The 14541-nt window shown below is 43.7% G+C and carries 12 protein-coding genes; 8 read left to right on the plus strand and 4 right to left on the minus strand.

From position 1 onward, the window contains the following. Positions 1-27: 27 nt before the first annotated feature. On the minus strand, positions 28-1065 hold the full coding sequence (locus LC065_RS08855; protein ID WP_306163902.1) for an LCP family protein: 1038 nt from the start codon (positions 1063-1065) through the stop codon (positions 28-30). Positions 1066-1294: 229 nt separating this feature from the next. Here LC065_RS08855 and LC065_RS08860 point away from each other — a divergent pair, with 229 nt between their 5' ends. Both LC065_RS08860 and LC065_RS08865 read left to right on the plus strand, forming a co-directional pair. Next, complete coding sequence (locus tag LC065_RS08860) at positions 1295-1705, plus strand: lamin tail domain-containing protein (RefSeq protein ID WP_306163903.1); 411 nt, start codon at positions 1295-1297, stop codon at positions 1703-1705. Between the two features lie 53 nt (positions 1706-1758). Then, entirely contained in the window at positions 1759-4419 is a 2661-nt protein-coding gene (locus LC065_RS08865; protein WP_306163904.1) for a chitobiase/beta-hexosaminidase C-terminal domain-containing protein, read from the plus strand. 36 nt (positions 4420-4455) lie between these two features. On the opposite strand, the gene LC065_RS08870 is transcribed toward LC065_RS08865, so the two are convergent. Beyond that, positions 4456-5910: an APC family permease gene (locus LC065_RS08870; protein ID WP_226592087.1), complete on the minus strand. Its 1455-nt coding sequence runs from the start codon at positions 5908-5910 to the stop codon at positions 4456-4458. Positions 5911-6285: 375 nt separating this feature from the next. Here LC065_RS08870 and LC065_RS08875 point away from each other — a divergent pair, with 375 nt between their 5' ends. After that, the gene (locus LC065_RS08875) at positions 6286-7329 is read left to right on the plus strand and encodes a glycosyltransferase family 4 protein (RefSeq protein ID WP_226592086.1); all 1044 of its coding nucleotides are present in this window, start codon (positions 6286-6288) and stop codon (positions 7327-7329) included. Positions 7330-7363: 34 nt separating this feature from the next. Here LC065_RS08875 and LC065_RS08880 read toward each other — a convergent pair whose 3' ends face one another. Further along, positions 7364-8377 (minus strand): LCP family protein, encoded by a 1014-nt coding sequence (locus LC065_RS08880; RefSeq protein WP_306163905.1) that lies wholly within the window; start codon positions 8375-8377, stop codon positions 7364-7366. Positions 8378-8393: 16 nt separating this feature from the next. Then, entirely contained in the window at positions 8394-9035 is a 642-nt protein-coding gene (locus LC065_RS08885) for a YigZ family protein (protein WP_226592082.1), read from the minus strand. Between the two features lie 162 nt (positions 9036-9197). On the opposite strand from LC065_RS08885, the gene LC065_RS08890 reads away from it, so the two are divergent. The 5 genes from LC065_RS08890 to LC065_RS08910 all read left to right on the plus strand — a co-directional run bounded on the left by LC065_RS08890 (position 9198) and on the right by LC065_RS08910 (position 14468). Further along, a complete protein-coding gene (locus LC065_RS08890) occupies positions 9198-10337 on the plus strand; it encodes a sensor histidine kinase (RefSeq protein ID WP_226592080.1) in 1140 nt (379 codons plus the stop codon). A gap of 166 nt (positions 10338-10503) precedes the next feature. Continuing rightward, positions 10504-11181, plus strand: coding sequence for a response regulator (locus tag LC065_RS08895; RefSeq protein ID WP_226592078.1), 678 nt, complete (start codon positions 10504-10506; stop codon positions 11179-11181). Positions 11182-11482: 301 nt separating this feature from the next. After that, positions 11483-12328 carry a DegV family protein gene (locus LC065_RS08900; RefSeq protein ID WP_226592076.1) on the plus strand — a complete coding sequence of 282 codons (846 nt, stop codon included), beginning with the start codon at positions 11483-11485 and terminating at the stop codon, positions 12326-12328. A 62-nt stretch (positions 12329-12390) separates the two neighbouring features. After that, positions 12391-13806, plus strand: a complete 1416-nt coding sequence (locus tag LC065_RS08905) for an ATP-dependent helicase ComFA (protein WP_226592074.1) — start codon at positions 12391-12393, stop codon at positions 13804-13806. A gap of 158 nt (positions 13807-13964) precedes the next feature. Beyond that, on the plus strand, positions 13965-14468 hold the full coding sequence (locus LC065_RS08910; protein ID WP_226592072.1) for a ComF family protein: 504 nt from the start codon (positions 13965-13967) through the stop codon (positions 14466-14468). The last annotated feature ends 73 nt before the right edge of the window (positions 14469-14541 follow it).

Below are 14541 nucleotides of genomic sequence, written 5' to 3' on the forward strand. Positions count from 1 at the left end.
CCTCTAATGGAAGTCCTTTTTTTTGACTCAATTGAAAGAGTCATCATAGGTTTTGTCTTCAGCTTCAGGTACGGGTAGATCTAATGATTTCTTCAACTCGCGTTTCGTTTCTTCAAGACTTTCTTCATTGGGGACAAAATAATACAATCCGTCATTAAGACGTTTATTTTCACCGTCTATTTCCGAAGTGTCCACGGAAGTACGATCGGAAGAGAAGGCTTTTCTTAAACTGAGCATCTCACCAGGGGTTAGGTTTGTGCTTACGTTTTCTCCTATGACATCTTTCATTTCGCCTACTTTAAATAGTGTACCTGGAGACAAAGCTTCATTAATGCTGGCCTTAATAAACTGTCTTTGCCTTTCATCTCTCGTATAGGATACGGCTACATCACGCTTTCTCATCCTTACAAAAGCGAGTGCTTCTTCCCCATCCATTTTCATTGGACCTTCTTCAAATTCGATCTTTTTATAGTAATCTATGCTGCTTCGTTCCCAGAAACCTTCTTTGACATCAACCGTCACTCCACCGAGGAGATTGACAATTTCAATGAAACCCTCAAAGTTGACGGTGGCATATTTATCAATAGGGATCTCTAACAAATCTTCGACGGTTTCTACGGTCAATTTTTCTGAGCCGTACCCTGTCACTTCACCTAATGTGTAGGCAGCGTTGATTTTGTGAGAACCGGCATATTTCTGGCGTACTTTTGAAGCGGGGATCTCCACGAGTGTGTCCCTTGGGATGCTCGTCATCGTCATTTTATTTGTGTCAGGATCAAGGGTTAATACAATTTGGGTATCTGCGCGACCGGCTTTTCCGTCTGTGGAATAATCCTCTACGCCCATCAAAAGGATGGAAATCGGATCTTCCAGGGCATCAACCGCTTCTTCTCGTAGATCTGATTTATCTCCTCGATCCAGACCTTCATAGGCAGCGGTGTACACTTGGGTCACATAGTAAAAACCTCCGCCAGCTATTAAGGTTATTAAAAACAATAGAGCCGCGATCAGACGTATCTTCTTCTTCTTTTTACGTCTGCGCACTCGTATGATTCTTTTCGTCAAAATAGAACACCTCAATTTCTAACCTCTCGATTATCTATTTTACCACAGTTGGAAACATCCGATAGATACGCATCTTTTGTCGGATAATTTGTAAAACAGCTGTTATAAATAGTCGTTTTTTCACGTGTCATTGGGAACATTTACATTTTTTTACGGAAAATAAATATAAAATCTATTCTGAATTTTATATACTAGACCTGATTGATATTAAAGACAAAGGGGATGCCTTGTGAAAAAACTATTACATTTGTTGTTAATCGTATCATTAGTTTTCAGCTATGCTGTTATACCTACTTCTTCAGCAAAAGCTGAAGGGATGGACGACCTGATTATTTCTGAATACGTAGAAGGTTCGGGTTTTAACAAAGCATTGGAGATCTACAATGGTACCGGTGAAGATGTTGACCTATCCGCGTACACATTGGAGCTATATTCCAATGGTAGTGTGGAATCATCTCGAATGGAATCTCTAACTGGAACACTGGCTTCAGGAGATGTGTATGTGGTGTCTGATAGTCAGGCTGGCGAAGAAATTCAGTCTGTTACAGATCTGACTAGTAGTGTGACAAGCTTTAATGGGGATGATGTCTTAGTTTTAAAAAATGAGAATGGCGTCACACGGACAGCATTGGACAGGTAGGCGGTAGTGATATTTTTGGTAAAGATGTCACCCTCGTAAGGCAGCCGGAAGTGATGACTGGCGACCAGGACCCTAACGATGCCTTTCAGGTAAGTGAAGAATGGGATACGTACGCAAAAGACACCTTCGACTATCTTGGAAGCTACGACGTACCTGAGGAAGAAGAAGTCGAGTTACAAACGATAGCCGAAGCTCGTGCTATGGATACCGGAGCAACTGTACGCGTGGAAGGAATCGCAACAGCAGCTTTCGAAGCGGGTGGACAGACGAACCTTTACATACAAGATGAAACAGCTGGCATCATCGTCCGTGCCCCAGGTCTCAATATCCAGGTGGGGGACCGTGTAGAAGCTCAAGGGGAAAATAGCGATTATTATGGAATGGCTCAAATTTTATCTTCTTCAGCTAATGTAGAAGTTGTAGAAAGTTCAGCCGGAGTTCCTGATGCTCAAGAAGTCAACAGCTCTGCCTTCACCGGTTCCAATGGAGAAGCAATTGAAGGGGAGTTTGTACAAGTAAATCAAGTAGAAGTTATCGACAAAAATGAATTTGGTGATTTTACTGTTCAAGATGAACAAGGAACTTTTGTGGTTCAACCTCAAAACGAAGACTTGTTAAGCGTAGGGGATACGTTTGAACAAGTAAAAGGTGTAGTGGATTACAATTACGGGGAGTATAAGCTGCTTCCTCGTTCACAATCTGATTTGATTGAAAAAGTATTCGCTGTTACCGCAAATCCTGCTTCAGGATCAGTGGTGCAGGGAACAGAAGTTACGTTGAATACAGCAGAGCCAGACGCCACTATTCATTATACGGTAGATGGTTCTGAGCCAACTGCCGAAAGTACGGAATATGAATCACCGATTTTGATTACGCAAGATACCGTCGTTCAAGCAGTTGTTGTTCGGGCAAACGGCGAAACGAGTGAAGTCGCTTCTTTTGAATACAAGGCATTAAAAGCATTGGATGACGTTGAGATCCATGATATTCAGGGAGCCGCTCACACGTCTCCGTATGAAGGACAAAACGTTAAAGGTGTTGAAGGAGTTGTTACGAAGCTCGATGGAAACAACGGTTTCTATGTTCAATCTTTGAATCCTGATGACGATATTGCCACATCAGAAGGAATTTATGTGTATAAGCGTTCCTCTGGTGTAGAAACCGGTGATGTCGTATCTGTGAACGGAAAAGTTACCGAATGGCGTGAAGATGGCTACTCTGATGCAGCCGATCTACTAACGACACAAATGAGCGCCAGTGAGGTTACGGTTCTCTCTTCTGGGCAGTCTTTACCTGATCCTGTTGTCATCGGTGTGGACCGTGAACAACCGACAAAAGTGATTGAAGATGATGGACTGGAATCCTTCGATCCTACTCAGGATGGTCTTGATTTTTATGAAAGTCTGGAAGGGATGCTTATTGAGCTGCCAGAACCTAAGGTCACTGGCCCTGTTAAATATGATGAACTGCCTGTTTATGTAGAAACAAGCGAGGACCAGGATTTCACTAGAGCCGGAGGGTTGTTGATTTCACCGGAAGACTACAATCCTGAACGAATGCTTGTTGACGTCGATGGATTCGATGTCGATGCGAAGACAGGAGATTATTTCAAACAATCGATTACGGGTGTTGTCAGCTATGACTACAGCAATTTCAAGATTCGTGTCACTGGTGAGCTTCCAGAACTTCAAGATGGAGGAACAGACAGGCAGTCCGCAGAGCTTGAAGGTTTAAAACCGAAAATGACGGTGGCCACTTATAACATGGAAAACTTCCATGCAGGTACAGATCCTGAAAAGGTTCAGCGCATTGCTGAGTCGATGGTTGAAAACTTGAACACTCCAGACGTTGTAGGGCTTGTAGAAGTTCAAGACAACACGGGTCCGACAGATGATGGAACGGTCGAAGCGGACGAAAGCTATCAAACATTGATTGATGCGATTGTAGAAGCTGGTGGTCCGGAATATGAATTCACAGACATTGCACCACTTGATAAAACAGATGGTGGGCAGCCTGGCGGAAACATCCGCGTCGGTTTCATTTATAATCCTGATCGTGTCACGTTGACAGACAAGCCGAGTGGAGATGCTACAACGGCTGTAGATGTGAATGAAGACGGATTGACGATGAACCCTGGACGCATTGATCCGACAAACGAAGCTTTTGACGATTCCAGAAAATCGTTGGCTGCAGAATTCGAGTTCAACGGTGAGAAAGTGGTTGTCGTTGCGAACCACTTCAACTCCAAAGGCGGCGATGATGGGTTGTTTGGTGCCAATCAACCAGTCGTGCTCGGAAGTGAAGTGCAGCGTTTGAAGCAAGCAGAAGTGATCAATGGTTTTGTTGAAAAAGTAGAGGAACGTATGGACCATGCTAACGTCGTGGTTCTAGGCGACCTGAATGACTTCGAATTCTCAGCACCTGTTGAGACCTTGAAAGGGGACGATCTCACGAACATGATGGAGGAGCTTCCGGAAGAAGAACGATACACGTACATCTACCAAGGAAATTCTCAAGTGCTGGATCATATTCTTGTCAGCAATCACCTGGCCAAGCGTACGAAAGTGGAAACTGTAAATATTAATGCTGACTTTTCTGAAGCGGATGGTCGTGCGAGTGACCATGATCCGGTCCTTGCACAAATTCATTTGAAAAAGTCGAAGCAAGGTCCCCCTGCATGGGCGAAAAAAACGAAGCATCATAAACATCATTAAAACAAATTCCCCCCGCTAGAGATAGCGGGGGAATTTTTATATTTCTTCTTTTTCTAATATCAGATAGTTCATTTCTTTCCGGTCGATACTGTTGTATCGTTTGGCGTTGAAAGCGTAGAAAGCAAAACCCAATGCGACCCAAATCAGGAGAGCAATATAAGACTCTTTCCCGAGTGAAGCGGGGGAGAATGGGAGTAAAAGTAAAGCTAGGAACCCTACAGCACTAATCATGCCGATCAGCGAGAACAATTTCTTCCAAGGGGCAGCCGTACGTGATGATTCGGCATTTGTTTCTTTCCAAGAGAAGAACTTGTAAGCAGTTGCCGTACAAAAGAAATAGGCGATGGCTACACCTGTGGAAGACATATCTACTACCCATAACAATGCTTCTCTTCCAAACCATGGAGCAATCAGACAAATGAGCATTGTGAAAAGGATTCCAACGTAAGGGGTATTGTATTTCGGGTGCAATCTTCTGAACAAGTCTGGTAAAATCCTTGCTCTTCCCATCGCAAACGTCAGTCGGCTTGCGGATATGTAAAATCCATTCAGCCCTGTGAAAATCCCCATACAAACAGCTACAGCAATAATCCACACACCTGCTCTACCGAGGTAACTTTCAATGGCGTCTCCTGTGCCCCACACAGACTGGTTTTCCGATATGTTCAATAGAAGCTCCTGCCACGGCATCGTGCTTGCGGTAATGAGGATCATCGCACTATAAGCAAGCCCTGCAGCAAGGAGAGACCAAATGATCAGTCCGAATGCTTTTTTCGCTTCGAATTTAAACTCCTCAGCTGCCTGAGGGATGTTATCAAAACCGACGTAAGCAAAAGGAGCAATCGCTAAAATCGTCAGTATGGAAGCGAGCATAGACTGATCCGGATGGAAAGCAGGTCTAATGTTTGCTATCTGCGGCCCCTCTGCAATGATGGCTCCGATCGCTAATAGCACAATGCCTGCAATTAAAATTAAACTGAAGATAAATTGAGTCTGCCCTGAAAAACTGGCTCCGCGAATATTCAAAACCGCAAAAGCAATCAGAGCAAGGCTTGCGATCGCGATTTGAATGATGGACACTTCATAACCAGCTACCGTATAGAGGTTACCTGTCCGAACTAAGTCAGGGAATAAAAATTTCGTAAGTAATGCCAATGCCGAGGCATTTAATGCGACGATACAGATGTAGCCAAGCGTCAAAAACCATCCCGCCACAAATGCGAATTGTCTTCCGAAACCTATATAAGCATACGCGAATTCCCCGCCGGTGACCGGGAATTTTTCAATAAGGAATCCGTAACTGACCCCAATAATCATCATAAGAATGGCCCCGAGTAAAAGGCCGGTCACTACGCCTAGAGGCCCGGCCTGACTGATCCAGTCTGTCGGCAGAACAAAAGCCCCCCAGCCAATCGCTGATCCAAATGCGATGGCCCATACCCAATGGGGCTTCAGTGATCGCTCTAATTTTCGTCTCTCTCTCAAATCCATGACCTCCCTTTTTGAAAAAAGATTGTAAATTTTCATATATGTGTAAAATTTTCCAATCCTATCTGTTATGATGAGAAAAGCTGTAAATGCTTGATGAATTTTGCATGATTATAGCGACTTTTGTCAATTTTTTCGTCTTATCGGTGGTTGGATTTTGGAGGAATTTAGCGTTACTTTACATTGAAATGTTTCAAAAAGTGGGGGTTTGGCTAAAGAAAAGTAAATAAATCGTTACAATCAAAACCGGATTCTTGTGATATAATTTTTCACGGTTAATATGTAGCAAAACCGATGTAACTATACAGACAAATATGGAAATTATATATCAGCTTATGACCTCTGGGAGAGGACATAATAAACCTGAGGAGGATCTTTATGGAGTACAAGGCCTTGCTATTTTGCTTGATCGCTTCGATTTTAATTACACCCCTGGTCAAGAAAATAGCCGTGAAAATTGGTGCCACCGATCAACCGAATCACCGTAAAGTTCATAAAAATGTGATGCCACGGTTAGGCGGCTTGGCGATTTATCTGAGCTTTGCTTTAGGAATTTTATTTTTCTTTCCAGAGAGCGATTATACCTGGCCGGTATTTATAGGGGCAACGATCATTATCATTACTGGTGTCCTTGATGATCTTAAAGAGTTATCTGCCAAAGTAAAACTCGGCGGACAGTTATTGGCTACCTTGGTTGTTGTTTTAGGTGGCGTTCAAATTGATTTCATCAACCTGCCTTTTGGCGGTCAGATCGAATTTGGATATTTGAGCATTCCTATTACGATATTGTGGATCGTTGGGATTACAAATGCCATTAACTTGATTGATGGCCTTGATGGATTAGCTGCAGGGGTATCAGCGATTGCCTTGCTGACAATCTCTGGTATGGCGATTACCATGGGGAACGTATTCGTCGTCTTTGCTGGTTTAATGATGCTTGGAAGTACAATTGGGTTCCTTGTTTATAACTTTTACCCAGCGAAGATTTTCATGGGGGATACAGGCGCGTTATTCTTAGGGTTCATGATTAGTGTGCTCGCCCTTCTTGGTTTTAAAAATGTCACATTGTTTTCCTTCATCATCCCGGTCATTATATTGGGGGTACCTATTTCTGATACCTTGTTTGCGATTGTGAGACGAGTGATTCACCGAAAGCCGTTATCAGCTCCTGATAAATCACATTTGCATCACTGCTTATTGAATTTAGGTTACAGCCATCCTGAATCTGTCCTGATGATTTATGCAGTCAGCGCTTTGTTTAGTCTGGCAGCCGTTATTTTCTCGCAAGCGACGATGTATGGTGCAGTCATTGTACTTGCCATGTTGGTGTTGATGATCGAAATGATCGTAGAAATGACAGGATTAATCGGCAAAGATTACAAACCGATCTTGAATATGATTAAGGGTCCAAAAGAAAAATAAAAAAACGGCTTCCTATTTGGAAGCCGTTTTTTCTTTACATGGATTCTTCAACTTCATCCGGTTGGCTTGTGGTAGAGGATGGATCTTCAGATGCAAGAGGATTTCCTAATCCAAGGTGATTCTTTAATTCGTTACTGGTGTTTTGAATATCTTCCTTTGCTACTTGATAATACCATCCTTTATCTGTAAAGCCGCCCTCACCATCCAGTTGCATTTTCTCGAAAGTGAAGCCTTCTTTTTGTAGGAAGTAATCTTTAAAGGTGATGATTTCTTCAAACGTTAAGTTTGTGCTCATGTTTTCACTGACCGATGACAGTATATCATCGAAATTATTTAAGCCACGGGTTGAAGCTGTTTCACGGAAAATTTTTTGTATAATCTCCATCTGTCTCTCTCCGCGCGCCAAGTCACTATCGTATTTACGGGTTCTCGCTAAAGCCAGAGCCTCTTCTCCGTTCAACGTTTGTTGTCCTTCCTCAAGCTCAATTGCACCTGCGAGGTCAGAGCTGTTTTGTTCCGTAATAGGAAAAGGTACGTCATAGGTGATTCCGCCAATAGAATCAACGATCTCTACGAAAGACTGGAAGTTCAAACGCACATAATAATCGACAGGCACGTCAAGCATCCGCTCCACCGTTTGGACAGTAGCGTCAATTCCACCGAAAGCATGGGCATGAGCGATTTTATCCTCGTAGCCTACTTCCGGGATGTAGGTCAATGAATCGCGGGGGATGTTCAGCATTTTGATGGATTTATCATCATCGTTGAAGGTGGCTAGAACGAGGGCGTCCGAGCGGGATGCATTTTCAGACCGTACCTCACTATCATCAATTCCTACAAAAAGAACCGATGTGTGGTCTTTGGCTGGATTTACATCTTCCACACGCTTTTCCGATTTGTCGCCCCGGTCAAGTTCATGGTGGGATTCCGAAGCTGTTTCTTTCACTTGATCGGTAAGGTAGACGGCATAGCCAGTGGCAGCGCCAACACCGATTAACACGATGAAAGCCACGGACCACATGAAGATCGCAAGCTTGCTGTGTTTCATGTTGATGTGAGCTCCTTTACTCAGGTGTGACATCAAATTCCACGTAGGAAGCGTCTCCTCTTTCAAGTGTGGTTTGACCACTAGTCAAGTCAGTCATCCAATGTTCGAACTCTTCTTCAAGACCGCTTTCTACATATACTATTAATTCCACATTCTCCAAGTAATTAATCGTCTCCAATGTGTAGGTTGAATTTCTTACTGCGTTTTCTACTTTACCGAGCAGGTGGTATTCAATCTTCACTTTCATCTCCTGCATCAATTGGCGCTTCACAACACCCGTCGTATCAATTGCAGCTGATGTTGTTGATCCATAGGCACGAATCAGCCCTCCAGCTCCCAGCTTGATTCCGCCAAAGTAACGGGTGACGACTACAGCCGTGTCCTTAAGGCCTCTTTTTTTCAAAACTTCAAGCATCGGAACGCCAGCAGTGCCGCTCGGTTCTCCATCATCGTTCGCTTTTTGTATAAGGTCATTTTCACCAATCATGTAGGCGGAGCAGTTGTGGGTAGCGTCATGGTGCTTCTTTTTTATTTGTGCGATAAAGTCCTGGGCTTCTTCTTCGGTTTCACAGCGTTTAACATAGCCGATGAAGCGGGACTTCTGGATCGTCACTTCTTCTGATCCTTCTGGTTTTACGGTATAATAGCTTTCTAACATGGTCTTAAAAACCTCCTAAGGTTTTATTATATCGATGGGTAAAAAATTCGGCAAACGCTTGAATTCCCTGTTCATTATTTTACAATTTTTACTGAAAAACACCCCCATAAATGGACATGGGACTTACGAATGAGTATGTGAATATTGATGGAGGGACTAATGATGAGTGTACAAAAGACTGGGGATATCGCCCTTGACCATATCATTGATGAAATGGTCGATACGGTCACCAATAGCAAGGATGAAATTTTCCAAATTGGTGAAGAATCCCGCAATGAGTTTGAAAAGTTGAACAGTGAGCTAGCTGACACCAAAAAGCAGGTCATCTCCCTTATTGATGAAGGGGACAAGCTTGAACAGAAAGTCCGTTTTTCAAGGGTGCGCTTATCAGAAGTCAGCAAACAGTTCCAGACGTATTCAGAAGAAGAAATCCGTAAAGTGTATGAACAAACGCATGGCCTCCAAATGGAGTTATCCATGAAGCGTGAAAAGGAAAAACAGCTGCGGGAACGAAGAGATGATTTAGAGATAAGACTTCGCAATTTAGAAGAGACGATCGGCCGTGCAGAAGCTCTTGGTGGCAAGATTTCTGTCGTTCTCAACTATTTGACAGAAGATTTCAAGCACGTCAGCGATGCGCTTGAAGATGCTAAAGAAAAGCAGGAGTTCGGTCTTCAGATTATTGAAGCACAAGAAGAAGAGCGGAGGCGACTCTCTAGGGAAATCCATGATGGTCCTGCACAAATGCTCGCAAACGTCATGCTTCGGTCTGACCTCGTTGACCGCACCTACCGTGAGCGTGGTGTGGAAGAGGCGATGCAGGAAGTGAAAAGCGTAAGAGCGCTCGTACGATCAGCATTATACGAAGTGAGAAGGATCATTTACGATCTACGTCCGATGGCTCTTGATGACCTTGGACTTATTCCTACGCTGAAGAAATACTTAGCGACCATCGAAGATTACAATAAAAGCATTCACATTTCCTTTGCTTCGTTTGGAAAAGAACGACGGTTAGACACAAAATACGAAGTTGCTCTTTTCCGTCTGGTACAGGAAGCCGTACAAAATGCGGTCAAACATGCAGAGCCAAAGGAAATTAAAGTGAAAGTGGAGCTGAAGTCGAACGCAGTCATGATTGTCGTTAAGGATGATGGAAAAGGCTTCGACACGACGCAAAAGAAAGAGAAATCCTTCGGTTTGGTCGGAATGAGGGAGCGCGTCGATATGTTAGACGGCGAACTTAACATCGACTCAAGTGTAGGAGAAGGGACAATTGTCACGATTCATTTACCAATAAATTGATATTGCAACGAAAAACTATGTAAATGGACTTGAATCGTTTATAATAGGGAATAGGATTAGGGTAGATTCACATTTCTAAAAAATAGAGAAATAATAATAGAGAGATAGAGAATAGGTTAGGGGAACAAAATCCCATTCTATGTATGAGAAACAGGAGGAAATGACCATGACGACCAGAATAGTCCTAATTGATGATCATAAATTATTTCGTGAAGGCGTAAAGAGAATTTTGGATTTTGAATCAAGCTTTGAAGTTGTAGCTGAAGGTGATGATGGGGATACAGCGGTTAACCTGATCGAAGAACATATGCCGGATGTTGTCCTGATGGATATCAACATGCCGAGCATGAACGGAGTCGAGGCGACAGCTGAAATCACGAAACGATATCCAGAAATGAAAGTGATCATTCTATCTATTCACGATGATGAGAACTATGTAACACACGCACTGAAGACAGGGGCGCAGGGTTACCTTCTTAAAGAAATGGACTCAGATGCCTTGATTGATGCAATTAAAGTTGTAGGTGCTGGTGGTTCTTACTTGCATCCGAAAGTCACACACAACTTAGTGGCTGAATATCGTCGTCTGGCAGATAGCAAAGGTGGCAGTGCGTATCGTACGATCGAATATCGTAAGCCATTGCACCTTCTGACGCGTCGTGAATGTGAAGTGCTGCAACTGTTGGCGGACGGAAACAGCAACCGTGGTGTAGCAGAATCTCTTTATATTAGTGAAAAGACTGTAAAAAACCACGTTAGTAACATCCTACAGAAAATGAACGTTAACGACCGTACCCAAGCTGTAGTAACAGCAATCAAAAACGGCTGGGTCGAAGTCATCTAAATAAAATATTCTTAAAAAGAAGGGCTGTTTTTTTAGGGTGCAGAAATGTATACCTAAAAAAACAGCCCTTTTTGGTGTGTGGATTTGCTGTTGAAATGGAGTTGAGTTGGGATTATTTGGTGTACCAGGTCATCCAGAATCTGGATGACCTGGTACACCAAATATAGACATGCGGACAACTGTTTTCGTATTAGTTGGTGCATTGTGGGTGGGGTTCATGTAAAATAGATAGAGAGAATATCGGAAATTATTTTACATATATTCATAGAAAAACGATAAAGAAAACAAGGAGTTGGATCGGATGAAAACAGCGGTAATCACAGACAGCACAGCTTACCTTCCGAGAAATGTACGTAAAGCCAACAACATACATATGGTTCCGTTGAACGTGATTTTTGGTCATGAATCCTATCAGGAAGAAGTAGATATCAACGCCGATGACTTTTACGATATGGTGAAAGAAGGCGGAGAACTTCCAAAAACTTCCCAACCCTCGATCGGCAACATGACTCAGAAGCTCGAGGAACTTTCTAAGGACTATGATGCGGTCATTTCTATTCATTTATCCAGCGGCATCAGTGGGACTTACCAAGCGATGGTCACTGCAGGCGAGATGGTCGAAGAGATCGATGTTCACGTGTTTGATTCAGAAATCAGCTGTCACATGCAGGGATTTTATGCACTGGAAGCTGCTGAATTAGCGGACAACGGGGCAACGCCTGATCAAATCATCAGTCGACTCAATGAAATGAAAGAATCGATGAGTGCTTACTTCATGGTCGATGACCTCAGCCACCTACAAAGAGGTGGTCGATTGAATGGTGCTCAGGCCTTTGTCGGTAGTCTTCTTCAAGTGAAGCCTGTTCTTCATTTTGTGGATACTAAAATCGTACCTTTTGAAAAAATCCGTACACGGAAAAAAGCGATCAAGAAGATTGTTTCCCTTTTTGAAGAAAAGGTGCAGGAAGGCGGAACGTACAAAGCCTGCTTGATTCATGCCAATCGACCGGAAGAAGCGGCTGAACTGAAAAAAGAATTGGAAGAAAAACATGATAACGTCGAGGTCGTCCTCAGTTACTTCGGTCCCGTTATCGGTACTCACCTCGGTGAAGGGGCCATGGGCCTTGGGTGGTATCGTCAATCCTAAATAGAAAAGAGCCTGTTTGTGAGACTCAAACAGGCTCTACTTTTCTATAGGATGGTGGTTGCATGTTCAAAACGGTTAAGAAATACCTTCGAAAAGACTTCTCCTGGATTCCTCATGAAAATCCCACTCATAACTACGCTACTCTTGCCGGAAAACTCCTTCTGCGTCACGAAATCCCTTATGAAGATGAAAAAGTAAATCAGCTCATAGCCCAATCTATTCTGACAAAAGTAACCAGCATCGAGTCCTATCCCTGGGGGCATCGCTGCAGGCGTTGCGGAAACACGAAATCCTACCTTTTTGCGAAAATGCCCCACGCGACATGCGGTCAAACGTGTGTATATTGTCGTTCCTGCATACAAATGGGCCGGGTGATTGAATGTGAACCGTTATACTATGGAAGTTCTGGTTATGAGTGGATTTTCCATGAACATCCCTGCCAATGGAAAGGGGAATTGACGGTACATCAACAAAAAGCGGCAGATGAACTTGTGGCACTCGTCCGATCAGGTAGTGGTGAAAAACTAGTGTGGGCGGTTTGTGGAGCCGGAAAGACAGAGATTCTTTTTCCTGCCCTAACGGAAGCACTGGAAAAGGGGAAGCGCATTTGTCTTGCTACGCCTAGAACGGATGTTGTGAGAGAGCTGCTCCCTCGACTGCAAAAGTCATTCCCTGAGGTGAACATCCAGGCTCTATACGGAGATAGTCCGGATAAAGCTGGCGATGCTCCGTTTATTATAGCAACTACACATCAGCTCCTGCGTTTTGCGCATGCCTTTGATGTTATGGTTATTGATGAAGTCGATGCCTTCCCTTTTCATAACGATCCATCTCTTCATTATGCCAGTGAACGAGCGGCCAAGCCCCAAGCCGCTATCATCTATTTGACGGCCACACCAAGGAAGAAGCAGAAGCGGAGGATTCGTTCCAAAGACCTTCCTGTCGTTTTCATCCCTCAACGTTTCCACGGGCACCCTCTACCCGTTCCTCAACTGAAGCTTGCTCCTACCCTTCATCGTTATTTACAAAAAGCAGAACTCCCACCAAAAACTCTTCAACAAATTGTCCATCAGCAACAGACACCGAGGCAACTGCTTCTTTTTCTTCCCTCGATAAAAATGGCTGAACAAATCGCTGACTACTTAAAAGAACGGAACTATGAGGTGCAATCCGTTCATGCGGAAGATAGTCAGCGGGCAGAGAAGATCCAGGCATTTCGAAAAAAAGAATACCGTGTACTCATCACAACGACTATTTTAGAGCGGGGAGTGACTTTTCCTTCTGTCGATGTTTATGTGATTGACGCGGGGCACGTTGTTTTCGATGAGGCAGCGCTCGTTCAGATCGCAGGAAGAGCGGGTAGAAGTCCAGATGATCCTACGGGAGATGTGGTTTTCTATCATATAGGAAAAACGGATGAAATGCTGGATGCTGTGGAGTCGATCCGTTATATGAACAAACTGGGGCGGAAACTATGAGGTGTCTCATCTGTCAGATTGAAACCATTCCTGATGTCACGTGGGGAACGTTTTGGAAGCCCCCTGTACAGAAAAAAATATGCCAAGAGTGTGAGGAACAAATGGATAAAATAGGCCCCCCTTTTTGCCCTGGATGTCATCGTCCAGGGCATGAAGGAGTGTGTCACGACTGTGAAAAATGGGAGAAAACAAACCCTGGCCTATTAGAACGGAATGTTGCTGCTTTTCCATACAATGCTTTCAATAAAGACCTTGTAGCCCGCTTGAAATACAGAGGAGACTATGCGGTGTTGGATGCTTACAAGGAACACCTGCAAAACGTGTGGTTAGCTTCAGGATATGAAGGGAAGCTGGTTTTGAGTGTCCCACTCAGTAGCAGGCGTCTTCATGAGCGTGGATTCAACCAGTCAGAAGCCATTATCCACGTGTTGGAGGAAGTACCTCTCTCCATTTTTGAACGGTCGCATAGTGAAAAACAGTCGAAAAGAGGAAGGAAAGACCGCATGCAATCTGAGAACCCATTCCGTCTTTCGAATCCAGTTACAGACCCTGTCGTCATTGTTGATGATATTTACACGACAGGGAGAACGGTCCGTCATATGGCTTCGTTACTAAAGGAACAAGGGTGTCCCTCTGTGTCTTCGTTTACTATTTTTCGCTGAATGGGCGATAGGACTTTTGAATCTCTCTTCTTGTGCCGATATAATAGATAAATAGAGAACATGGAGGACGATG

It is taken from the genome of Halobacillus litoralis (assembly GCF_020524085.2).
In the GTDB taxonomy this organism is placed as follows: Bacteria; Bacillota; Bacilli; order Bacillales; family Halobacillaceae; genus Halobacillus; species Halobacillus litoralis_E.

Bases quoted from the DNA above. Each gene is read 5' to 3' on its own strand.
- LC065_RS08895 (WP_226592078.1), top strand. From the start codon at position 10,504: ATGACGACCAGAATAGTCCTAATTGATGATCATAAATTATTTCGTGAA.
- LC065_RS08870 (WP_226592087.1), bottom strand. From the start codon at position 5,910: ATGGATTTGAGAGAGAGACGAAAATTAGAGCGATCACTGAAGCCCCAT.
- LC065_RS08875 (WP_226592086.1), top strand. From the start codon at position 6,286: ATGGAGTACAAGGCCTTGCTATTTTGCTTGATCGCTTCGATTTTAATT.
- LC065_RS08900 (WP_226592076.1), top strand. From the start codon at position 11,483: ATGAAAACAGCGGTAATCACAGACAGCACAGCTTACCTTCCGAGAAAT.
- LC065_RS08905 (WP_226592074.1), top strand. From the start codon at position 12,391: ATGTTCAAAACGGTTAAGAAATACCTTCGAAAAGACTTCTCCTGGATT.
- LC065_RS08890 (WP_226592080.1), top strand. From the start codon at position 9,198: ATGAGTGTACAAAAGACTGGGGATATCGCCCTTGACCATATCATTGAT.
- LC065_RS08865 (WP_306163904.1), top strand. From the start codon at position 1,759: ATGACTGGCGACCAGGACCCTAACGATGCCTTTCAGGTAAGTGAAGAA.
- LC065_RS08880 (WP_306163905.1), bottom strand. From the start codon at position 8,377: ATGAAACACAGCAAGCTTGCGATCTTCATGTGGTCCGTGGCTTTCATC.
- LC065_RS08885 (WP_226592082.1), bottom strand. From the start codon at position 9,035: ATGTTAGAAAGCTATTATACCGTAAAACCAGAAGGATCAGAAGAAGTG.